21 protein-coding genes are annotated in these 22,216 nt (G+C 34.0%); 11 read left to right on the top strand and 10 right to left on the bottom strand.

From position 1 onward, the window contains the following. Positions 1-118 precede the first annotated feature (118 nt). Positions 119-760 (bottom strand): GntR family transcriptional regulator, encoded by a 642-nt coding sequence (locus CD30_RS03905; RefSeq protein WP_036172685.1) that lies wholly within the window; start codon positions 758-760, stop codon positions 119-121. 359 nt (positions 761-1,119) lie between these two features. On the opposite strand from CD30_RS03905, the gene CD30_RS03910 reads away from it, so the two are divergent. The 8 genes from CD30_RS03910 to CD30_RS03945 all read left to right on the top strand — a co-directional run bounded on the left by CD30_RS03910 (position 1,120) and on the right by CD30_RS03945 (position 8,909). Continuing rightward, the gene (locus CD30_RS03910; RefSeq protein WP_036172687.1) at positions 1,120-1,788 is read left to right on the top strand and encodes a type 1 glutamine amidotransferase; all 669 of its coding nucleotides are present in this window, start codon (positions 1,120-1,122) and stop codon (positions 1,786-1,788) included. Positions 1,789-1,842: 54 nt separating this feature from the next. Beyond that, positions 1,843-2,364 carry a YfiT family bacillithiol transferase gene (locus CD30_RS03915; protein WP_036172688.1) on the top strand — a complete coding sequence of 174 codons (522 nt, stop codon included), beginning with the start codon at positions 1,843-1,845 and terminating at the stop codon, positions 2,362-2,364. 302 nt (positions 2,365-2,666) lie between these two features. Next, positions 2,667-4,298 (top strand): ribosomal protection-like ABC-F family protein, encoded by a 1,632-nt coding sequence (abc-f, locus tag CD30_RS03920; RefSeq protein ID WP_036172690.1) that lies wholly within the window; start codon positions 2,667-2,669, stop codon positions 4,296-4,298. A gap of 237 nt (positions 4,299-4,535) precedes the next feature. Further along, positions 4,536-5,279 carry an EAL domain-containing protein gene (locus CD30_RS03925; RefSeq protein WP_235801999.1) on the top strand — a complete coding sequence of 248 codons (744 nt, stop codon included), beginning with the start codon at positions 4,536-4,538 and terminating at the stop codon, positions 5,277-5,279. 32 nt (positions 5,280-5,311) lie between these two features. Next, the gene (locus CD30_RS03930) at positions 5,312-6,286 is read left to right on the top strand and encodes a GGDEF domain-containing protein (protein WP_235802000.1); all 975 of its coding nucleotides are present in this window, start codon (positions 5,312-5,314) and stop codon (positions 6,284-6,286) included. A 225-nt stretch (positions 6,287-6,511) separates the two neighbouring features. Then, positions 6,512-6,793: a CD3324 family protein gene (locus CD30_RS03935; RefSeq protein ID WP_036172696.1), complete on the top strand. Its 282-nt coding sequence runs from the start codon at positions 6,512-6,514 to the stop codon at positions 6,791-6,793. 128 nt (positions 6,794-6,921) lie between these two features. Further along, on the top strand, positions 6,922-7,557 hold the full coding sequence (locus tag CD30_RS03940; RefSeq protein ID WP_036172698.1) for a FusB/FusC family EF-G-binding protein: 636 nt from the start codon (positions 6,922-6,924) through the stop codon (positions 7,555-7,557). 101 nt (positions 7,558-7,658) lie between these two features. Beyond that, positions 7,659-8,909, top strand: coding sequence for an MFS transporter (locus CD30_RS03945; protein WP_036172700.1), 1,251 nt, complete (start codon positions 7,659-7,661; stop codon positions 8,907-8,909). Positions 8,910-9,038: 129 nt separating this feature from the next. Here CD30_RS03945 and CD30_RS03950 read toward each other — a convergent pair whose 3' ends face one another. Together CD30_RS03950 and CD30_RS03955 are read right to left on the bottom strand one after the other, a co-directional pair. Further along, positions 9,039-9,806 (bottom strand): TSUP family transporter, encoded by a 768-nt coding sequence (locus tag CD30_RS03950; protein ID WP_036172702.1) that lies wholly within the window; start codon positions 9,804-9,806, stop codon positions 9,039-9,041. A 181-nt stretch (positions 9,807-9,987) separates the two neighbouring features. Beyond that, positions 9,988-11,508: a bifunctional ADP-dependent NAD(P)H-hydrate dehydratase/NAD(P)H-hydrate epimerase gene (locus CD30_RS03955; protein WP_036172704.1), complete on the bottom strand. Its 1,521-nt coding sequence runs from the start codon at positions 11,506-11,508 to the stop codon at positions 9,988-9,990. 327 nt (positions 11,509-11,835) lie between these two features. Between CD30_RS03955 and CD30_RS03960 the strand changes: the two genes are divergently transcribed. Further along, entirely contained in the window at positions 11,836-12,453 is a 618-nt protein-coding gene (locus CD30_RS03960) for a DedA family protein (RefSeq protein WP_036172706.1), read from the top strand. A gap of 27 nt (positions 12,454-12,480) precedes the next feature. Here CD30_RS03960 and CD30_RS03965 read toward each other — a convergent pair whose 3' ends face one another. The 5 genes from CD30_RS03965 to CD30_RS03985 all read right to left on the bottom strand — a co-directional run bounded on the left by CD30_RS03965 (position 12,481) and on the right by CD30_RS03985 (position 17,511). After that, on the bottom strand, positions 12,481-13,689 hold the full coding sequence (locus CD30_RS03965) for an MFS transporter (RefSeq protein ID WP_036172709.1): 1,209 nt from the start codon (positions 13,687-13,689) through the stop codon (positions 12,481-12,483). Between the two features lie 133 nt (positions 13,690-13,822). Further along, a complete protein-coding gene (locus CD30_RS03970) occupies positions 13,823-15,007 on the bottom strand; it encodes an NAD(P)/FAD-dependent oxidoreductase (RefSeq protein WP_036172711.1) in 1,185 nt (394 codons plus the stop codon). Positions 15,008-15,055: 48 nt separating this feature from the next. Next, positions 15,056-15,475: a helical membrane plugin domain-containing protein gene (locus CD30_RS03975; RefSeq protein ID WP_036172713.1), complete on the bottom strand. Its 420-nt coding sequence runs from the start codon at positions 15,473-15,475 to the stop codon at positions 15,056-15,058. A gap of 396 nt (positions 15,476-15,871) precedes the next feature. After that, complete coding sequence (locus CD30_RS03980; RefSeq protein WP_084077627.1) at positions 15,872-16,441, bottom strand: isoprenylcysteine carboxyl methyltransferase family protein; 570 nt, start codon at positions 16,439-16,441, stop codon at positions 15,872-15,874. After that, positions 16,423-17,511 carry a type III polyketide synthase gene (locus tag CD30_RS03985; RefSeq protein ID WP_036172715.1) on the bottom strand — a complete coding sequence of 363 codons (1,089 nt, stop codon included), beginning with the start codon at positions 17,509-17,511 and terminating at the stop codon, positions 16,423-16,425. The genes CD30_RS03980 and CD30_RS03985 overlap by 19 nt, the downstream gene beginning before the upstream one ends. Before the next feature lie 309 nt (positions 17,512-17,820). On the opposite strand from CD30_RS03985, the gene CD30_RS19400 reads away from it, so the two are divergent. Both CD30_RS19400 and CD30_RS03995 read left to right on the top strand, forming a co-directional pair. Beyond that, on the top strand, positions 17,821-18,633 hold the full coding sequence (locus CD30_RS19400; RefSeq protein ID WP_052126032.1) for a cupredoxin domain-containing protein: 813 nt from the start codon (positions 17,821-17,823) through the stop codon (positions 18,631-18,633). 18 nt (positions 18,634-18,651) lie between these two features. After that, positions 18,652-20,145, top strand: a complete 1,494-nt coding sequence (locus CD30_RS03995) for a hypothetical protein (RefSeq protein ID WP_036172717.1) — start codon at positions 18,652-18,654, stop codon at positions 20,143-20,145. 109 nt (positions 20,146-20,254) lie between these two features. Here CD30_RS03995 and CD30_RS04000 read toward each other — a convergent pair whose 3' ends face one another. Both CD30_RS04000 and CD30_RS04005 read right to left on the bottom strand, forming a co-directional pair. Beyond that, a complete protein-coding gene (locus tag CD30_RS04000) occupies positions 20,255-20,920 on the bottom strand; it encodes a hypothetical protein (protein WP_036172719.1) in 666 nt (221 codons plus the stop codon). A 171-nt stretch (positions 20,921-21,091) separates the two neighbouring features. Continuing rightward, positions 21,092-21,853, bottom strand: a complete 762-nt coding sequence (locus CD30_RS04005; RefSeq protein WP_036172720.1) for a MerR family transcriptional regulator — start codon at positions 21,851-21,853, stop codon at positions 21,092-21,094. Positions 21,854-22,216: the final 363 nt, after the last annotated feature.

Raw genomic sequence — 22,216 nt, forward strand, 5'->3', positions numbered from 1 at the left:
AACTATGCTCCTTCTTTGTTTTTGTACCATTTATTTTAACTATAAACTAGCCGTTTTGAATCCGATTTACTAAACAATTTCGAGATACTAAAATTTGATTAAACAACAAGATTATAAGTTACATTAAAAGATTATAATTTGACACGATTGTTTTTCGAATATTCGCTATGTGTGTTTGAATGGCTATTTTAGCAGCAGAAGGGTCACGGTTTTGAATTGCACTTAAAATTGCTTTATGCTCATGGCAAGAACTTTCATTTCTACCCGGTATTAAAATTGTACGTAAATGATACTTTTGTAGCTGGGATTTAATCATATTTACCATTTCAACAGCTTGTTTATTTGAGCTTAAGGAGTAAATGATATTGTGGAATTGTTTGTTTAATGTGGGGTATTCAACAAATTTCACTTCATTTAAGGTGGATTCCATTTTATTATAAATTTCTTCTAATTTTAAAATGTCGTGATCGGTTATATTTTTGATAGCACTATCTATAATTAGAGCCTCAAGCACCTCCCGTATTTCGAAATAATTTATCACTTCTTCAAGTGTATAGGCTTTTACCGTGGCTCCTTTATTATCCTCAGTCACGACGAGATGCTCTTTTTCTAACTTTAACAGAACCTTTTTAATTGTATTTCGACTCACACCAATTTCTTTAGAAAGGTCGATTTCGTTTAGCTTTTGAGAGGGAAGAAAAGTGCCATTTAATATTTTTTCTTTTAAATATTCATAGGTGATATCCATTGGTCTTTTCATAATTCTTCGTCCTTTATTTAGTATGTTAAAAAAGCTTACTTCAAATTATATCATGTAATATTCTAGCCTTTGTTTACAACTAGCTTAATTAACTTAAAAATTGCTGAATATGAGCGAATCCTGAAAATTACTTTTATTAGAATGAAATAATTTGTAGTCTTAAAAATAAAAGGTTCGTGTTAATGTTAAATTCTGAAAATTTAGATAGATTATTGCGGATTTGAAGGATTTTTTCATTACTTAATAGAAGTGTTTATAGATGGAATAAAATAAGTCTTTAGTTGACATCTTCCAATAAATAAATAGGAATATTATAATAGGTAGAATAGGACTAATGATATAGCTTAGGAGCGATAACTATGAAAACATATATTATTCAACATGTTCCATTCGAAACGCCAGGAATTTTAGAAAACTTATCTAACTATGAAATCATTAAGATGTTTGAAAAATATACATTTCCTAATGTTGAAGAGGTTGATTTATTAATCGTTTTAGGTGGCCCAATGGGAGCTTATGATCCGTATAATTGGCTAAAAGAAGAAAAAGCATTTATTAAAAATGTGATCAATCAAAATAAGCCCGTACTAGGGATTTGCTTGGGAGCGCAGTTAATTGCAGAAGTCATTGGTGGAGAAGTTATGGAAAATCGAGCTGGCAAAGAGGTTGGTTGGTGGCCTATTCATAAAACATCTAATGAAACGCCATTTAATTTCTTGCCAGATACATTAGAGGTATTGCATTGGCATGGCGATACATTTACATTACCAAAGGAAGCAATTACTTTCTACTCAACAGAAATATGCAAAAATCAGGCATTTCTTTATAAGGAGAATGTGATTGGTCTTCAATTTCATTTTGAATCAACAGTTGAAACATTAAAGGCTCTAGTTGAAGCAGATGAAGATTATTTAGATGGCGGAGAATTTGTCCAAACAAAAGAAGAAATATTGGAAAAGAATCCACCGAAAGAAAATGCAATTATTTTGCTAAAGCTTGTTGATTACTTATTAGAACATTCCAAGTAAGCATGAATGTATGTCTATATGAATAATTTAAAGCAAAGAACAGGGGGAGTAAGAATGGACGAAAGATATCCGATTGGAAAAATGGAAATTCCAGAAACAATTACATCCGAAGATATTCAAGGGTGGCTTAAAGAGATTGAAACGTTACCTACTAGATTACGACAAGCTGTTAGCTCTTTAAGTGATGAGGCACTTCAAAGTACTTATCGAGAAGGAAGCTGGACTGTGAAACAACTTGTACATCATATAGCAGATGCTCAATTGAATTTATATCAGCGGATAAAATTGGCTTTAACCGTTGATGCTCCTTCAATTTCTGCATTCGACCAGCAAAAGTGGGCTATACTACCAGATACTGAAATGCCTTTAGAGAGTTCCTTAAAAATGATGGAAGGAATTAATGAACGTATCGTGCATTTAGGAGGAGATTTATCAGAGGTGGAATTAAATAGAGGATTCATCCATTCAGTAGATGGTAAAGTCACAGTAGCTGAAACTTTGTTAAAATGTGCATGGCACGCAAATCATCATTTAGCACATATAAAAATTGCGATAGAAAAATATAACTCTAATTAGTGAATGGTGAAGTTTCATTTTACCAATCATGGTGGAAAGAATAGAACTATTCGATAAATCTGTGGTACAATGATGCCAACTACGAAATGAAGGGAAGATGGGTGGACAATGGACAAATAATCTTATTTTAGTTCTGAGATAAATAAAATGTTTATTTCAACAAAATAGGATTAGTCTGCCCATTTTCATTATAAATTCAAGTTATCTGTAATTAAAGATAGCTTTTTTAGAGATGTAAAAAGACTAATCCTTCCGAAAAAAACGGGAGGATTTTTTTCTCCCTTAAGAAGGGTAGAGATATTATGAAAGAGATTTGTAAATTACAGGATATTCAATTTGAAATAAAGGATAATAGACTATTTGAAAATGTAAGTTGTTCAATTCATCAGGGAGACGTTATTGGTATTATCGGCAAAAATGGTGCTGGTAAATCAACCTTGCTTCAAATGATAAAGGGTGAAATACAGCCAACGAAAGGCCACATTCAATGGCTACAGGATAATATAACCACTTCCTTTGTTGAACAGGAGAAGGAGCATTTTACTCCGAATGAACTGAATACAGAGGAGGCGGCACTTTTATCCAAATGGCATGTTCCAGCAAATGAGTATGTCCATCTCAGTGGTGGTGAAAAGCTAAAGGCAAGACTAGCGAAAGGTTTTACTACTAATGCGAATTTGTTATTACTTGACGAACCAACGAATCATTTAGATGAAGAAGGTGCTCAGTTACTAATTGAGGAAATAAAGCAATATAAAGGTACCGTTATTTTAGTATCCCATGATCGTTATTTTTTAGATAAAGTAGTCACTAAAATATGGTCTATTGAGAACAAGAAATTAATTGAACATACTGGACACTACACGAGTTATATGAAAGAAAGAGAGCAAAAACGATTATCTCAAAAAAGGGCCTTCGAAAAACAGCAGAAAATGATTGCAGAAATTGAGTCTCAAATAAATGAATTATCAAGCTGGTCAGAAAAGGCACATCGAGAATCGACGAAAAAAGAGGGATTTAAAGAATTTTATCGCGTAAAAGCAAAAAGAATGGATACTCAAATAAAATCAAAAAGAAAACGACTCGAAAAAGAGCTAGAAAAAGAAAAAATAGAACGTGTTGATGATGAATATGAAGTTCACTTCACATTAAAAGCCAATGAAAAGCGCGGGAAACGTTTTTTTGAAGTAAAGAGTCTGAAAAAGACTTTTGGAAAGAGAACTTTATTTGAAGATGTTAATTTTACGATTTTACACGGAGAGAAGATTGCTTTAGTCGGTTCCAATGGTAGTGGAAAAACGACACTTTTAAAAATTCTGATTGGTGAAGAACATGCTGAAGGTACACTATGGATATCGCCATCTGCTTCAATCGGCTATTTAACACAAGAAGTATTTGATTTACCTTTAGAGAACACACCTGAGGAATTATTTCATCGTGAATCCTTTGAAGAACAAGGAAAAGTTCGAAATCTCCTGAAGCATCTTGGGTTTTCAAAATCTGCTTGGACCCAGCCCATCCAAAACATGAGTATGGGTGAACGAGTTAAATGTAAGCTCATGTTATATATATTGGAAGAAAAAGACGTTCTTATTTTGGATGAACCAACAAACCATCTGGATTTACCGTCAAGAGAGCAGCTTGAGAGAACGCTAGAAACATACAATGGTACACTAATCGTCGTTTCCCACGATCGATATTTTATAGAAAAAACGACAAATCATAAACTAGAAATAAAAAATAAAAGTGTAGTCAAAGTCATCGAAAATCCGCCCGAACCAATCGACAATAAAAAGGAACAACTTCTGAAATACGAGACAGAAAGACAGGAAGTACTGGGGAAATTGAGTTTTATGACACCAAAGGATGCACAATACTTAGAATTGGATCAACGATTTAAAGAGCTTACGAAGAAAATTAATGAACTGAAATAGGGAATTGCATTACTAACATATTAGCGGAATGTCTTATTTTACAAAGGTTAATGTAAGATTAATATCAAGTTAACAATAAAAGAATAGTATAGGAAATAATCCCTTTATAATTAGGAGAAAATTATGAAGTCAGCCCTATATACCAAAACAAGCTCAATTAATCTTTTTTCCTATATTAAGCATATATTTAGTCGTAGACATGAAGAGCTGATATATTTTAAGAGATATAAAGAATTGATGAAAATTATTAAGGAAGAATCCTTAGAAACTTATTTTCAACCTATCGTGAATATTAAAAACGGTGAGACCTTTGGATTTGAAGCATTAAATCGTCCCATACGGACACAACTTTTTTCAAATACCGATTTATTTTATGAGTTTGTTGGTCAAACAAATATTGTGTTTCCCTTCGAACGTTTTTGTAGAAATCTTTCTATTAAAAGATATACAGAAAGGCTGAAGAAACAAAATTTTCAAGATGATTTTGTCTTGTTTATTAATATACATCCCTATGTATTACTTGATAAAAACTACCATGCTGGAGAGACCTTTAAATTTATAAAAGAAATGGGTATTCAGCCAGAGCATGTAGTGTTTGAATTAACAGAAAGAAGTGCAGTAACCGACTTTAAAGAATTCGAGAGAGTGTTATCGAATTATCGAGAACAAGGATATCGAATCGCCATCGATGATGTTGGGTCGGGTTACAATAGCTTAAAAACGCTCATTTATTTAAAGCCAGAGTTTATCAAACTAGATCGCTCCCTTATTCAAAATATTGATCAAAACGTAGCTGGGCAACAGTTAGTGTCATTAATTAATAATTTTGCTGAACAATCAAAAACAAAAATTATTGCAGAAGGCATTGAACGAGTTGAAGAATTGCATTATCTTCAATCGGTTGGTATTCAATATGCTCAAGGTTATGCATTGGGTAAACCTCAGCAAGAAATTTCATTTGGAAAAATCCCCAATTTTTAAAATATCCCATTGAAAAATAAGGTGATCAAATGGTGACGGAAATAGGAGAAGTAGAAACAAATATAGGGAAAATCGTAAAAAAGGTCCCTTATATTGATCCATCAGTGAAAAATAAAGAAGTGGATAAAATGTTTACGGCTAATCCTAATATGCGAGGCATAGTTGTCGTACATCATGAAAAGCCGATTGCACATATAACAAGAACCCATTTTTATCAAAAAATCGGGACTTTGTATGGATATAATCTTTTTATGGGACGGGAAAGTAAACTTTTAGCAAAAACGAATCCTCTGATTGTTGACTATTTTCAATCGATTACGGAAGTCAGCCGTTTAGCAATGGAACGAGAAGAAGAAGATTTATATGATGATGTCATCGTTACGAAAGACGGGAGATTTTCAGGTGTCGTAAGTATTCGTGCATTACTGATGAAATCTGTAGAAATACAGGTCGAATTAGCGAGTTTCCTTAATCCGTTAAGTAGTTTGCCAGGTAATCACTTAATCAATGAAAAACTTGTCGAAACAATATCCCTTGAACAATATAGTATTTTATATTTTGATATTGACTTCTTTAAAACCTATAACGACTTATATGGCTTTAATAGAGGAGATAAAGTACTTTTACATCTAACCGAAATATTGAAAAGAAATGTTCTTCATTTTGGCTATTTCTTAGGACATATCGGGGGTGATGACTTTATGGCTATCATCCCCCATTACGACGTTGAACCAATTTGCCAAAAAATTATTGAAGAATTTGATGGAACTATTCCGGAATTTTATGATTCAGACCATTTATCTGATCCAACTCTAAAAATAAAGGGAAGATCAGGGCAGATGGAGAATATTTCAATAATGTCATTATCAATAGCCGTAATAACAAATCAAGAACAACATTACGAAGTTGCTGAAGAATTATCCGATAGGGTTGCAGCGGTCAAACGTGATTGTAAAAAATACAAAGGAAGCTGCTATATAATTGATAAATGTGACTGTTCCAAATAAAATATGGATATGGGATATATTTATATTTCATTAGACTTAATTTAAAGGAAGTGACGGTATGGCATTTCAAAATATTGTGCCACTTACTACAAAAACTCATGCAAAGCCTATGAATAATATGGCGATACTTTGCATGGGGTGAATCCTATTCATCGCCTAAGTGAAAGTCTATTGTTCATAACGCTTTGCCCTTAACTTTAAAATATAAAGTAAGGAGAGTTTACAATGCGTTATGTAAATGCAAACGATATCTTACCTAAACATCTACTTGCAGAATTGCAGCAGTATGTTCAAGGTGATTTAATTTATATTCCAAAACAAGACGAAAATAAAGTCAAATGGGGCGTTCTTTCTGGTGAGCGTCAACGATTAGAAAATAGAAATGCTGAAATAAGACAATTATTTAAAGAAGGCGTTTCTCTAGAAAGGCTTTCAAAAGAATTTGCTTTATCTGTTGAAACGATTAAAAAAATTGTTTATAAAAAATGTGAATCTAAACATTATTAGGGTATTAATAAAGAGTGCGATTCAAAGTTGACTCGTACTCTTTTTTATGGCGAGTTTATTTTAAATCATTTTCCATAATTGATGTTAGAAAGCTTTTTCTGTAACCTAGAGCAGAAGGAGTGTTCAACATGACAAAATTTATGAATGTCGAGCAATATCAATTTATTAAAAAACAAGCAAAAAAAATATTAAATGCAAATACGACATCTAAAGATAAAAATGTAATCAATGCGATTTATGCTCTAGTGCAAGAGGAGATTAATGAGAAATTAACCTTCCATGACATCGAACAACAGCTTTTATTACAACCTATTTTCAACATACAAACAAAAGAACAGTTTGAATTATTTGCGAGTGAAATAAAACAATACGTGATTCCTTTCAAGGCACCGACAGATAGTGAAATTAAAAAGCTATTTCCAAAAGATAAGAAATTAAAGCTACCAAAGACTGAAGCCATTGACTGGAGCGAAATATCCTATTTAAGTTGGATTGATTCGGGCTCCAATCGTAAGTATGTAGTTTATTATGATGATGGGGTTTTAAAAGGTGTACGTGGCGTATTCAGTCATACTGAAAAAATGGGAATATGCTCTGTTTGTAATCAACATTCAAAAGTTGGTATGCTTATGGTCTCAAAAAATGGAACAGCTCTTGGGACTTATACGAAAAAAGGTAATTATATTTGCGAAAATAGTGAATCCTGCAATGAAGCTTTAACGGATTTAAATCGGTTCAAAGAATTTGTTAACAATTTAAGGTAATTAAAAAGGAGAGATCTTCAAATGATGATGTTATTGTTTTATTGATTCTATTGCTGATTATAATTGAAATACTAATACAATAGTTACAGAAAGGAATAACAATGACTATTACAGCAAATAACTCAATGGAGAATTGGAAAAAGAACATCATTCTTTTTTTGAGTAGTCAAACAATCTCATTATTTGGATCTTCGTTAGTACAGTATGCCATTATGTGGTATGTTACTCTTTCGACTCAGTCCGGTATAATGATGACCATTTTTATATTATGTGGGTTTATCCCAACATTTCTTTTATCACCATTTGCAGGAGTCTGGGCGGATAGATACAATCGTAAAGTATTAATGATTGTATCGGATTCTCTAATTGCCCTATCAACTTTAATATTAGCAATCATATTTTTGATGGGGTACGATTCTATGTGGCTACTATTTGTAGTAGCTGCAATTCGAGCGCTCGGAACGGGTGTCCAAACCCCTGCTGTAGGAGCTGTATTGCCACAAATTGTACCAGAAGAGCATCTCGTTAAAATAAATGGTATTAATGGTTCGATACAAGCAATTATTATGTTTGTATCACCTATGGTTAGTGCGGCATTGCTTTCTACAACCGCAATTGAGGTGATTTTCTTTGTTGATGTAATCACTGCAGCAATAGCTGTAGGTATCTTGCTATTGTTCATACGTATCCCAACGCATGCAAAAGCAGCACAAAGTGAAAAAGTGAGTTACTTTAAGGATTTTCAATTGGGTTTAAAATATATTAGTAATAATAGTTTCTTGAAAGTTCTATTTATAATGTTTGCGGTTTTCTTTGTATTAATGGCACCGGCAGCATTTTTAACCCCACTCCAGGTCGCCCGTAGTTTTGGTGATGATGTTTGGAGATTAACGGCCATTGAAATTGCCTTTTCTATAGGAATGATGGCTGGTGGTGGAGTAATAGCTACATGGGGTGGATTTAAAAATCGAATTCATACAATGGCGTTCTCAGGACTTATCATGGGGATTTGTACAGTAGCCCTTGGAATTGTTCCGTCATTTTGGATCTATTTACTCTTCATGGGGATTTTCGGAATTGCGATGCCGATTTTTAATACACCAACAACTGTGTTAATTCAAGAAAAAGTGGATGGAGATTACTTAGGCCGAGTATTTGGTGTATTTGGTATGATTTCAACATCCATGATGCCAATAGGAATGTTAATTTTTGGGCCGATTGCTGATGTGATTGCAATAGAGTGGTTATTAATTGGGACAGGGCTCGTTATGATGTTTATGTTAATTTTCCTAATTAAAAGTAAAACACTCATTGAAGCAGGGAATCCAAAGACAAGTGAAGTGCTAGAGTAAAGTAAAAGGGCAGGAGATCAAAGTACATATGTGACTTTGTATCCCCTGCCTCTTTTGTAGACTCCTCTTATTTTAAGAATTAACTAATATTCATTAGATTTCACTACTTTGTTTAAAACTTATTTCAATCTAAATAAAAAAATCATACGCATTTTTAGCAAGTAATATTATAGTAACAATGATGAAAAGACCTCGTACATATCCACTACCACGTTTTATTGCATATTTTGACCCACAAATTGCACCAATAATTTGTGCAACCCCCATAATTAATCCATATGCATAATTGATTTGCCCTAAAAACATAAACATGATAAGTGCACCGATGTTACTGCCAAAGTTAAGGAATTTCGCGTTACCAGCTGCTCTTAAAAAATCAAAGCCAATCATTAAAAAAGCAAAAATTAAAAACGATCCTGTTCCAGGTCCTAAAAATCCGTCGTAAAATCCTATAGCAAATACTAATAGGAAAAAGCCAAAGTATTTTATGGGCGATAGCTTTTCATAAGTGGAAATACTTCCCCAATCCTTTTTAAAAATGGTATATACTAATACACCTGCAAGCATTATAAGCATTAAAGGCTTTAATAGAGTAGGATCCATTAAATGGACAATCCAAGCCCCGATTGCTGCAGCTATAAAGACGATGGGAAATAATTTAATGATTGTTTTTAATTCGAGTTTACCAGAACGATAAAAGGTTACTGTACTCGTAAAAGAACCCATTGTTCCTGCTAGTTTGTTTGTTGCAACCGCAGCAGATGGACTTAAGCCAGTAAACATAAGTGCTGGGAGGGAAATAAGTCCGCCTCCGCCAACAACGGAATCGATAAAGGCAGCTAAAAAACCTAAAACAAATAGTAGAATTATAGTAGATAATTCTAAATCCAAAAACATATGTATGTACCTTCTTTCTAATGACGACAAACAAATGTTATATGAATTTAACATTGAAGTAAATAGAAAAATAAGAAAAATCCGACTAAGGGAAAATTCCAAGTTGAATAATAATTTTTAAGTTTATACAAAGAAAAAAGCAAATGCTCAAGCCTAACAAGGGCATCCATTTGCTTCCTAATTATAAATTTGTGGCTACATATTCAATAATATCTGATGGAGTGATACCATAGGTTGATTTTTGTAAAGACAAATTCTCCGCTGCTTTCGCATGATAATAACTAGCGGCAAGTACGGCTTGAAGAGGCTCTGCACCTTGAGCTACAAAAGAAGTAATCATTCCAGTAAGCACATCACCGCTACCACCTTTTCCTAAGCCATCATTACCGTGAGGATTAATCCAAATATTACCTTCAGGTGTTGCGATAATTGGTCTATGGCCTTTTAAGATTAAATAAACGCCATATTTAATCGCAAATTCCTTTGCAATTTCAATGCGATTGGATTCAATTTCGAACACCGATAACCCCGTTAAAGTGCTCATCTCACCTGGATGGGGAGTGAGTATTATATTGCCTGGATAGTCCTTTGCCCGTTGTAATTGTCTTTTGAAAAAATAAAGTCCATCCGCGTCAACGATAAGAGTTTGATTAGTTATTTTTGATAATAAACTATTCCATAATGCTTCACCGTCGACCTCTCTACTAAGCCCTGGACCAAATGCGATTGATTTATATGGTGAAAAATCGATAGATTCAAAGGCGTTACTCGCGAGAAATCCATCTTTTGATTGTAAAGGAACTAAAAGTGATTCTGGGCATTGAGCTGCAATAAAAGGATAAATGTCATTAGGAATCGCTAAAGATACTAAGCCTACCCCTGTTTGGAACGCCGCTTTACTACTATAAATTGGAGCTCCGACATAGTATTTCGATCCACCAATAACTAAACAATGGCCAAAGGTTCCTTTATGACCATGTTGTATTCGTTTCGGTAAAGATTGTTTTGCTTTTTGATCGTCTAAAAGATAAGGTAATTTAAGCTGTAGCTTCTCAACGGCACTTGGAGGAACAGAAATATCGACTACCTTCCACTCTCCGATAAATTGTGGTCCCTGTCCTACAAAAAAACCTACTTTGGGCATAGCGAAGGTAATTGTATAAGTTGCTTTTACAGCGATATTTGCAACTTCTCCAGTGTTTGCGTTAAGTCCTGAAGGTATATCCACGGCGTAAACAGGTTTACCCGAATCATTGATTGCTTGTATAACGTCTTTTATAGGCTTTCGGACTTCACCCCTTGAGCCAGTGCCAAGTAATGCGTCCACGATAATATCGTACTGTGTAATTAAATTTTGTAATTCCATTTGTTTTTCATAATAATGAATAGGTAATTTTCGCATCTTATAAACATCATAGTGAACTTTTGCATCCCCCTTTAACTTGGAATCTGGAACAGAAAGAAAGAGCTTAACAGAATAGCCGAAGTCAATAAGTCTTCTTGCAATGACGAAACCATCGCCACCATTATTACCGCTACCTGCAAATACGATGATTTTTGTTGAACGATCTGGATACCGATTGATTATTTCTTGGACTACGGAAAAGCCGGCATTTTCCATCAGCACGATCCCTGGTAAACCTAATGTTTCGATAGTATATTGATCAAGAAGTTGCATATTATTTTGATTAGCTACATACATAGAAAGGTCCCTCTTTCAGTAAAAGTAAATTAAAGGAATATAGTCTATACAAGAAAATTTTAACATTAAATAGAGAATGGAAAAGTAAAAAGAAAAGGAAGGTGCAAAAATTCTATTGAGCTATAACCATTTTTTAGAGAGAGAAAGTTCGTTTTTTATAATTTGAGTGTAAAAAATGTAAATTGTTACGAAAAAAAACAAGATTACATTTACAAGCACATCATCCTAGTAAATAATTAATGGTATATATTTGATTTTTTAGTACAACTTGTGGCAAAGTCACAGTGAGTACATAGAAATAAGAACGGACAATAAGGAGCCTAATAGATGGAAAATTGGATTATAAATATTATGGAAGATTTCGGATATATCGGGGTCTTTTTGTTAATTATGTTAGAAAACATATTTCCACCTATCCCATCTGAAGTCATTTTAACATTTGGTGGCTATATGACCACTCAATCAAATCTGACGTTTATAGGAGTTGTCATTGCTTCTACTCTCGGTTCAGTTGCTGGCGCAATCGCGCTATATGATGTTGGAAAGGTTGTTGGTATTAAGCGGATTGGAAGATTTGTAGATAAGTGGGGACGCGTATTACGTTTAACCAATGAGGATATTTATAAGGCAAATGATTGGTTTAAAAAGTATGGCGTCTGGACAGTCTTCTTCTGTCGTTTCATCCCGCTAATTCGAAGTTTAATTTCCCTTCCTGCCGGTATGTCCAATATGAACTTTTGGGTGTTTTTACTATTAACTACAATCGGAACGTTTATTTGGAATGTTATCTTGATTTACTTAGGAACTCAGGTAGGGGAAAACTGGGATACTATTGTTGAATACATGGATACTTATTCAAATATTGCCTATGCTTTATTAGCAATATTATTTATACTGTTTGTGATTTGGATTATCCGTAGAAAATCAAAAAAAAATAAAAAGTAAGAAGGAGCCTATCAAACTCCTTCTTTTTTATGCAAGCTTTTCTACTTTATCTTTAGGTAAAAGGAAAGCAACTATTAATATTAGCGGTAGGAACGATATAATTTTCATCGTCGTATCGATGCCGATGTTATCTAAAAGAAAACCGATGATTACACCACCAATTGCACCCATACCAAAAGCAAAACCAGTCGTTAAACCAGCCATCGTTCCAATTTTCGTTGGTACTAATTCTTGTGCATAGATGACCGTAACAGAGAAGCTAATCATAATCAGAGTCCCTATAATAATCAAAACAACAGGAACTAGCCATAATGGCATGTAGGGAAGAATAAGACAAAATGGCATAGGCACAACTACTGAAAGTAATATGACATTTTTACGTCCTATACGGTCTGAAAGAGATCCTCCGAAAAAGGTACCAACAACCCCGAAAGCCATAAAGATAAATATTAAGACTTGTCCAAATTGTAAAGTTAGACCATAGTGATCCATTAAATAAAAGACGTAGAAGCTTGTTATATTTGTTGTATAAAAAGAGCGTGCAAAAATAATTATTAATAATAAAATAATTGCAAAACTAACTTGTTTTTTCGTTAACGGTGGTAAAGAGGAAATGAGTATTTTTTTCTTTTTCTGAGATGTTCTTTCTGCCTCTAACTGTCGAATATACCATCGAGAAATTTTTAATAAAATGGCAATTCCGATAGCAGCTAACAATAAGACAATAGCAGCACCATGTTGACCTAAAGAATCTAAAACAAATGCACTAATTAACGGAGCAAGTGCTTGTCCAGAATTTCCTCCGACCTGATAAATGGATTGAGATAATCCTCTTTTATTTCCTGCGGCCATAAATGATACACGAGAACCTTCAGGATGGAATATGGCAGAACCAAATCCTAAAAAGACAACAGCAATAATAATCATCCAATATTGCCCAGATAAAACAAGCATAAGAATTCCCACAAAGGCACTCATCATGCCAATAGGAAGTGCATAGGGCATCGGTTTTTTATCACTTACAAAACCAATAACAGGCTGCAGTGCAGATGAAACCATGTTTAAAACAAAGGTAATAACCCCGAGCTGGGTAAATGATAATCCTAAATCCCTTTCAAAAATAGGGAACATTGCTGGTACAACAGATTGCATCGTATCGTTTATCAAATGGGCTACACCAATCGCTATCATAATAGGATAAATTGGATTGTTTTGAGTAGCTTGTTTCTCGCTCATTAATCTCACACCTTCTCGTCACTTGGATGATAGCTACTATTATAAACTTTTTCCTGTAAATTGGAAAAGTTTTGATTTTTGATACAAAAAAAAGATGCTGTTGAGAACAGCATCCTATTTAAGAATAGTAAGATTAATATGCTAAGCCGTATAGAGCTTTAATGTGTGATAAATAACGAACATGACTTGCTTCTTTCATTAATGAAGCAGGAAGTCCCTTTAATGGAATGTTGTTTTTACCAACTGTTGCAACACCATCTTTACGACCAAGACTTGCTAGAGTACCAGAGTTGATCGGTGCAAATTCTTTCAGTTTTTGACCTCTAATAGATGCGAAAATATTGTATCCACAGAATTCACCCATTTGCCATGCCATTTGAGCAGTTGGTGGATATAATGGACGACCGCCACCTTCTGGAAGGATAACAGAAGCATCACCAACAACATAAACATCAGGATGAGAAACAGATTGTAAATAGTGGTTTACAATTGCTTTTCCGCGGTCACATTCTAGACCAGATTCTTGTACAAATGGAAGGGCAGCAACGCCTCCAGTCCATACGAATGTGTTTGCAGTAATTGTTGAACCATCTTTTAATGAAATCACGTTACCCTCAACACCTGTAACAGGAAGACCTGTTAAGAATTCAACACCACGAGCAGATAATGATTTAGTAGCGCGCTCGATTAAATCATCTGGTAATACAGGAAGGATTTTTGGACCAGCTTCAACAAGTTTAATTTGAATATCAGCAGTATCAACACCGTGTTTTTCCGCAATTTTTGGAAGGTTATCAACGATTTCACCAACAAGCTCAACACCTGTTAAACCGCCGCCACCAATAACGATTGTTCCGTCTGCTTGATCTTTTGATTTTGCAAATTTTTCGATATGACTTTCGATATGACTATAAATTCTGTTAGCATCGTCAACAGATTTTAATACCATACTGTTTTCTTCTAAGCCTGGAATACCAAAGTATCCTGTTTGACTTCCAAGTGCAACAACAAGTGTATCGTATTCAATAACTGAACCATTTGCAAAGTGTACTTCTTTGTTTGCAACAGAGAAAGACTTTACTTCTTGAACTAAAACGTTAATATCTTTTCCTTTGAATAGCTTTTCAAGAGGGAAAGAAATTGCTTTCTCCGCAATTGTTCCACCTGCAAGACGATGTAATTCAGTAATAAGCTGATGAGTTGGATATTTATTTACAACAGTAATTTTCGCTTCATCTTTACTTAAGTATTTACGTAATGTTTGAGCAGTTAATAGACCGCCATAACCAGCACCTAAGATGACGATTTCTTTTGACATTATTTATCCTCCGTCCTTGAATTAATAATTTATCTAAACGAGCATTATTTATTGATTTTTACGTTCTGCAGAAACTTCTACGAAAGCATTAACAAAACGTAATACTTTTTGTACTTCTGGATCTTTTAATAGTTTTAACATGCCGAATAATCCTATTGATTCATTTGAAACCTCAGCACGATCTTTTGCTTCGATAGCTGTTACTGCTACATTTTTAACAGCGCTAATAACAGGTTCTGTAACTTCTTTAATACTATTTACAGTATCACTTTTTAATACTTCATCGGTTGAAACCAATTGAGCAAAGTCATATGCTTTTGTTAAAAGAGTAACAACTTCAGTCAATTTAGGTAGCTGCTCCACTAATGTTGTAAGCGACTGTTGAACTTCAGGTTTTAATAATTGATCAAGTAAATCTTGTGGGCTTGCAGTTGTGCTTTGAGCTTGATTCACCAATTCTTCTGACATTTCCAATTCTCCTTTACATTTTGCTTTTTTACCTTTTTACAAATCTAGATTAGAAAGTTTGAAAATACATTCACAAATAGTCACACAAACGAAAAAATCCAACTAGACCCTATAAATTAAAAACATTTGTTTACCAATATCATCATAATATAAATATTTATTAAATCAATCTGATAGTAGGAAAATGTAACAATAGAAACTTACTCATTAGCCTATGTAAAAATAAATGAGCGTTTTTATTACAAAAATGTTGAGAATTTCTGAATTTTGTGTGCCATATAATGAAATTATACGACTTATTTCTATTAATTTCTAATAAATATTTATTGAATTTAACTAATAAATGATAATATCTCACTAATTGATAATTTAGACCCTTAAATAGTACAAGCGAAACTAATTAATATCTTGATGTTGGAAACCTCGTTTAAACTGTTCTGAATAATTTGTAGCTTCTATTAATGCTCTTTCTTCGGTTGGGATTCTTACAGAAAGCATAAGAAAATTTAGTAAAGTAAACAAAATTGCAGTAAAGTAAGCATTAAACATTAACGGTAGTACTAAAATTTCAGAACAAACCACTAAATAATTTGGGTGACGCATGAAAAGGTAAGGACCTTTTTTGACAATATTAGCTCCAGGCAAAATAATAATTTTAGTATTCCAAAATATTCCTAAAGACATCAAACACCATATTCGCATCAATTGAACAAAGATAAATAATGTAAATAAATAAGGGAAAATCAAAGAAATTTCTTTATCAAATAAAACAACTTCGATTATTAGACTTAGAAAAAATGATACATGCAGAGCAATCATATAAGGATAATGAGAAGAACCCGCCTCAAACGCACCTTTGGAAAGCATGATTCTTTCATTTTTCCTTGCTACCATTAATTCAATTAGCCTCTGTAAAATGACAATGGTTAAAATAATACTAAATAGAATCAATTTGAATTCCTCCATTGAAGTAAAACTGCTTCACCGCTGAACCCAGGTCCAAGTGCAACCATTAATCCATAATCGTTTTGTGCCCTATTGTTTAACATGAATTGCTCGAGTACATATAAAACTGTTGGAGAGGACATATTTCCATGTTGTTTTAATACATTACGAGATATTTCCGTATGGTGCTCTGTTAAATTTAATGTACTTTCATATGCTTTCAGAACCTTCTTGCCACCAGGATGAGCAATAAAATGGGCTAATTGATTATAGGGGATATCATTTTCCTTTAAAAAATCATGAATAAACGGTCCAAGCCATTTTTCGATAATTGAAGGAATGTCCTTAGAAAAAATGACATGTAATCCATCGTCTTTAAAATCCCAACCCATAACATCTAACGAATTTGGCATCCATTTTGAAGCGGTATTTATAATATAAGGAATAGATTTATTGGTAGGTAAGTTTACTTCATCACCGCATACAAGTGCACAAGCAACGCCATCTGAGAATAATGACGTACCGACTAAATTGCTTTTAGAATAATCGTTCTTTTGAAATGTTAAGCTACACAATTCTACGCAAACCACAAGAGCTTTTTTAGTAGGGTGGGCGAGACAATAGTCGAAAGCTCTACTAATACCAGCAGCTCCTCCCGCGCATCCTAATCCCCAGATAGGAATTCTTTTTATACGATCGGAAAATTTTAAATGATTCATAACGCGAGCATCGATACTTGGCGTTGAAATTCCAGAACTGCTTACAAAGAAAAATGCATCGATTTCTGAAGGGTCTATAGGTGTCTCAAAAAACTTTAAATTATTGAGACATTTTTTAATAACATCAACGGTATAAATTGTTGCCAATTCGATATATAAATCGTTGCGTTCTTCAAATGTATGTTCATTTTTGTACCATTCCATCGGTACACAAAATTGACGTCTCTCTATATCTCCGTTTTTAAATACTTTTAGTAATCGATCAAGATTATTGTATTTATGTTGAAATAGTTCTTTTATTAATTGTTCAACATTTGATTGCTCAATTGTATAGGGAGGCTCGTATGTACTTACGGAAGCAATTTTTGGCATAAAAAACAATCCCCTTTTTATTGCATAGTTTCCCCGTGAACTAAATGAAATATGCAGAAATGGAATTAGACCGCCTGAATGTTATATCAATATATCAATGATTTTCTTTATATCACTATAGTAAAAATATTTTTATTGACAAAAAAGTGTAATGAAACAAGGTTTTCACTGTATTAATAGGGAAAATTTAAAATTACAAAAGAATGCAAATAAAATAAAATATGGATATTGTGTGACGAAGAAATTAAGAATATAATAATATTGTACTTTTGGAAATAAAAGTATATTAAAACAGGGGGTGTTTTTATAATGAAGAGAAGACTAACAATTATTGCGTCGTTATTTGCAGCGATGATGGTAATGGCTGCTTGTAACGGAGATGACAGTGAAGCAACAACGGAGGAACAAACTGAGCAAACAGCTGAATCTTCCATCATTATTTCTGGTGATGTTGTTTCAGAGCAATTAGGTTGTGTACTAAACAGTCGTTTTACAGCGGGGGATAAAATTGTATTTCGTAACAATGTTGTTGACGGTATTTCAGGGGAGCAAGTAACGGATGCAAAAGTACAACTTCATTTATCAACAGGGGAAGTTCTCGATATGGCATATGGGCAACATGGCGATGATATGTTCTGGGTAGTCGCATATCCAGTAACAGCTGATACGCCAACTGGCCAACTTGATTATAAAGTGACAGCTGAATTTAATGGTAAAACAGCTGAGTGGACACCGTTCAATGTAGCACCTTCAAAATTACAAATCGTGTCTGAAACAGTTGCTACTTCTGGACCAGGACCAGAGGAACCAGCCGAGGAAGAGGTTGACTTATCAACTGTAGAAACAAATCAAAATGTACAAATAGTAGGAAAAAACTTTGAGTTAAACGGTCCAAATGGTGAAAAAACATTTTATGTGAAAGCAGGGCAAGAAGTAACACTTTCATTAAAAAATGAGGAAGGATTCCATGGCCTTGCAATTGCAGACCTTGACGTCCAATTGGATCAAGAAGGTGAAGTTAAGTTCACACCTGAAACACCAGGTGAATATGAGATTGCTTGTAGTGTATTCTGTGGTGCTGGACATGGAGATATGACAGCGAAATTAGTAGTAGTAGAATGATAGAACGGGTGAAATTGAATGAAATTCCCATACTATAAAACGTGGCTACTTATGTTTAGTTTGGCAAGCTTGCTAGTTTTAGCTGCCTGCTCAGATGAAAAAAACGAAACAACAACAGAATCAGAAAATATAACTCAAAGTACAGAAACACTAGAATTGTTAAAAAATAATATTAAACTTTCAGCAGAACGCGGTTTTGTTCGTGATGAAATCCAATTTGAAGTTACAGAATTACAACCGAATAAAGAAGCTGAATTAACGTGGAATTCTATCGATGGTAGCTGGATTGTTGAAGATTTATATTCAGTTGTAGGTCCAGAGTTTATAGAAAAAGAGATTGTACTAACGTCCGGAAAATCTGATGCTAATGGAAATTGGTCAGGATCATTTATCATACCAGAAGGTTTTGGTGGCGATTTTACCATTTGGGTAAAGCAAGAGGGTAAAAAGGTTGGTCAGGTAGGCTATACAGTGGATCCATCATTTGTTATGGAACCAACTAGCGGACCAGTTGGAACAGAGATCACCATTAAAATGGAGGGTCTTGGCTGGAGTACGTATATGCGAAACTGGCAGCTAACCTATGATAATAAATATACGGGCTTAATAACGGGTATTTCCACAAATGGTACAGCTGAAGCAAAAATTCGAGCAGCCGGACAGCCAGGAAAACACGCAATTCGCCTACGTACTGGTTATTTAGGTATGCAGTATATTAATTATTTACAATCCCCATATCCTGATAAACCAGCACCGGATTTTATGTTTGAAGTAACTGAAGGAGTAGCAGACACAATCGAAAATCATGTCGAGGAAACGCCCGTGGCTGCAGATGGTGGAGTGGTTATGCCTAAACTTCAAAATAAAGAGGGAGTGGCTGTGGATTTAAGTACTACGGAAGGTGTAGTCGGTTCACCTGTTACATTGACTGCTTCGGGTTTACCAGCAGAAAAGACTGTGGAGTTAATTTTCAACACAATGCGCGGTAGCCGTGTAAGTGGAAATGGTTTTGGAGAGGAAACAACGTCACTTGGCTCAGCCCAAATTGATGTGGAAGGGAATTTAACATATGACTTTGCTGTCCCAGATGATTTAGGGGGAATTCCTCATAGAATCGATTTAGTAGTCGATGGTGAAGTATATGGTCAAACTTACTTACGTATTTTACCTTCAATAGTGAGTATGGAGCCGAAATCTGGGCCAGTCGGTACTTCGATTACGATTACCATTAAAGGTGGTGGTTGGACCGAGTTCGATAATGCCTATTATTTAACATATGACAATGCTTATACAGGTTATCTATGTGCCTTTAATAGTGCGGGAGATCTTACATTTGACGTGATAGCAACTGGGGAGCCAGGTTATCATTTAATCGATTTATATCCAGGTGTTTATAAACAGGAAATAAAAGATACAGATATGACGTTAATTCCACAGTTAACTTATTCAACAGATCATCCAGGGTCAGCAATGCCAGCAATTCGTATGGCATTTGAGGTGACGGAGGAATAATATAAAAAGCTGTTCTGAAAGTGTTGATCCGACCCAGAACAGCTTTTTGCTATTTCACATTAGCTTATTTAATAGAAATACTTTTTTTACTCGTTGTAAAATATCCCTTTTATTTATCTGTACTTGTATTATTTAGCTTAAACGTTTTTAAAAGTAATTCTAGGTAATGTAAAAAATAATCAATACAGTCTTTTACAAGCTCTGAAGATGTATGGAAATCTTCTGTATTGTGATAGTAAAGATAATCGTTTTTTAATACTTCAAGCAACTTTTTGGAAAAAAGATGCATATTTGTAGCGTGAAATTGCTCAAGACACGCATTTAAATTGGAGAAGAGTATAACATCCTCAGCTTCGGGATGTTCAATTATCGCGATTTCCTTAATTAACACTTCAAGCGCTTTAATGTACCCAAAAAATGCGATATCTTCGTGATCTAACAATTCAGCATTAATCGATTGCATATATAAATTTTGAAACTTTTTAGATGTATTTTTTACAAGTGCATTTTCATTGAAACTATATTTTGGGATAGACATAATAAACTTTTCTTTCGAATGATCGCGCAAATCGTTCAAAATAAAATAATCTCTTTTACAAGAGGGACATGTTAAAGATAATGCATATACTTTATACGTATTGTTTTCAAAATAATACGTATTTTGAACAGTTGGATGAATATCTAAATTACAATGAGGACATTTGTTTAAGATTATGTATTCCTGATTGTCGAATTCGTATTGAGTTTTCATCAATTTCTTTTCATTATTTTGCATTGTTGAAGGTTTCTCCTTTATAAAGACCTATAATTGATGGTGAATTTAACGACTCAGGTAATTTCACTTTTATGTTTTCCAATATACAAAAAATCATTCGAGCAGTAAGTGGAATAATATAATGGATACGAGAAAAACATGGTAGGATACAGTCCTACCATGCTTTGAAAATTAATTTTTCTGAGTGAAAATAACAATGGCATCTCGTAAAAATTCAGTTCCGCCTTTAGTTGCCTTATCGTAATATGCTTTAAATCGTTCATCAGAGACATACATTTCTGCCAGTCCAACGTGAGCTTCTTCCGAATAAGAAGGCCAAGTATATATTAGCCATTGTTTATGTTTAGCAGCTAACGCTTGAGCTATTGGAGAAGCTGGATCACCGGTTTCAAAAGCAGTTGGAAGTAATTCGAGAATTTCTTCACCGAGCTTCGTAAATGCTTCGTAATCCTCTTTTGACATATTTTTAAATTTGTTATTGGATTTTTCTACAGCTTCCTCTCCATATTTCTGGCGAATCTCCTCCCCATATTGTTTTTCATTGTCTTCTATTAATTTATCTTTAAATGCCTCAAATTTTTCATTATTTGACATGACTAACTCTCCTTTTTCATGAGCGATTGTTTTTTCAACCACCCCAATAAGTTTATCCAGTCGAGATCTTTTTTGAATGAGCTCACGGAGATGTGATTGTAATGCTTTAGATTTATCAAAATTAGGATCATTCATTATAGAAGTAATCGTTTCTAAATCAACATCTAATTCTCTAAAAAACAGTATTTGTTGTAATCGATCTACTTCCTGCTGACCATAAATTCTATATCCAGCACTACTAATTCTTGTCGGTTTAAGTAAATTAATTTCATCATAATAGCGTAATGTTCGTGCACTAACATTCGCTAGTTTTGCTAATTTACTAATTGTGTACTCCATAAAAAATCCCTCCTGTGATTTCATCATAAAGGTTTACGTAACGAGAAGGTCAATATATAAATTGGATTTTTTTATTTGTTTCATTTGTAGAATGGATAGATCGGCGAATTTTTTCTATAGAAAAAAGAGTTGTATGAGTAGACCATATCATGCTGTAACTAAACATAAAAATTGCGAGTGGACAAAACTGTTAGTGAATGGACTAAAAACATGAGTGGGTGGACAAAATGTGGCGTTGACTGGACAAAATGCTTACGTGAACGGACAAAACCTTTCCATAATGGACAAAACTCGCTTGCAACTGGACAAAACGTACTCCTAACTGGACAAAACCAATGCGTTACTAACAAAAGAACTAATAAC

The sequence above is a fragment of the Ureibacillus massiliensis 4400831 = CIP 108448 = CCUG 49529 genome (assembly GCF_000772965.1).
Classification (GTDB): Bacteria; Bacillota; Bacilli; order Bacillales_A; family Planococcaceae; genus Ureibacillus; species Ureibacillus massiliensis.

Excerpts from the sequence above, each read along its gene's own strand:
- CD30_RS03985 (WP_036172715.1), bottom strand. The coding sequence starts at position 17,511 with ATGCCAAAAATTGCTTCCGTAAGTACATACGAGCCTCCCTATACAATT.
- CD30_RS03905 (WP_036172685.1), bottom strand. The coding sequence starts at position 760 with ATGAAAAGACCAATGGATATCACCTATGAATATTTAAAAGAAAAAATA.
- CD30_RS03935 (WP_036172696.1), top strand. The coding sequence starts at position 6,512 with ATGCGTTATGTAAATGCAAACGATATCTTACCTAAACATCTACTTGCA.
- CD30_RS03945 (WP_036172700.1), top strand. The coding sequence starts at position 7,659 with ATGACTATTACAGCAAATAACTCAATGGAGAATTGGAAAAAGAACATC.
- CD30_RS03925 (WP_235801999.1), top strand. The coding sequence starts at position 4,536 with ATGAAAATTATTAAGGAAGAATCCTTAGAAACTTATTTTCAACCTATC.
- CD30_RS03910 (WP_036172687.1), top strand. The coding sequence starts at position 1,120 with ATGAAAACATATATTATTCAACATGTTCCATTCGAAACGCCAGGAATT.
- CD30_RS04005 (WP_036172720.1), bottom strand. The coding sequence starts at position 21,853 with ATGGAGTACACAATTAGTAAATTAGCAAAACTAGCGAATGTTAGTGCA.
- CD30_RS03995 (WP_036172717.1), top strand. The coding sequence starts at position 18,652 with ATGAAATTCCCATACTATAAAACGTGGCTACTTATGTTTAGTTTGGCA.
- CD30_RS03960 (WP_036172706.1), top strand. The coding sequence starts at position 11,836 with ATGGAAAATTGGATTATAAATATTATGGAAGATTTCGGATATATCGGG.
- CD30_RS03940 (WP_036172698.1), top strand. The coding sequence starts at position 6,922 with ATGACAAAATTTATGAATGTCGAGCAATATCAATTTATTAAAAAACAA.
- CD30_RS03955 (WP_036172704.1), bottom strand. The coding sequence starts at position 11,508 with ATGTATGTAGCTAATCAAAATAATATGCAACTTCTTGATCAATATACT.
- CD30_RS03970 (WP_036172711.1), bottom strand. The coding sequence starts at position 15,007 with ATGTCAAAAGAAATCGTCATCTTAGGTGCTGGTTATGGCGGTCTATTA.
- CD30_RS03915 (WP_036172688.1), top strand. The coding sequence starts at position 1,843 with ATGGACGAAAGATATCCGATTGGAAAAATGGAAATTCCAGAAACAATT.
- abc-f (WP_036172690.1), top strand. The coding sequence starts at position 2,667 with ATGAAAGAGATTTGTAAATTACAGGATATTCAATTTGAAATAAAGGAT.
- CD30_RS19400 (WP_052126032.1), top strand. The coding sequence starts at position 17,821 with ATGAAGAGAAGACTAACAATTATTGCGTCGTTATTTGCAGCGATGATG.
- CD30_RS04000 (WP_036172719.1), bottom strand. The coding sequence starts at position 20,920 with ATGCAAAATAATGAAAAGAAATTGATGAAAACTCAATACGAATTCGAC.
- CD30_RS03965 (WP_036172709.1), bottom strand. The coding sequence starts at position 13,689 with ATGAGCGAGAAACAAGCTACTCAAAACAATCCAATTTATCCTATTATG.
- CD30_RS03950 (WP_036172702.1), bottom strand. The coding sequence starts at position 9,806 with ATGTTTTTGGATTTAGAATTATCTACTATAATTCTACTATTTGTTTTA.
- CD30_RS03980 (WP_084077627.1), bottom strand. The coding sequence starts at position 16,441 with ATGGAGGAATTCAAATTGATTCTATTTAGTATTATTTTAACCATTGTC.
- CD30_RS03975 (WP_036172713.1), bottom strand. The coding sequence starts at position 15,475 with ATGTCAGAAGAATTGGTGAATCAAGCTCAAAGCACAACTGCAAGCCCA.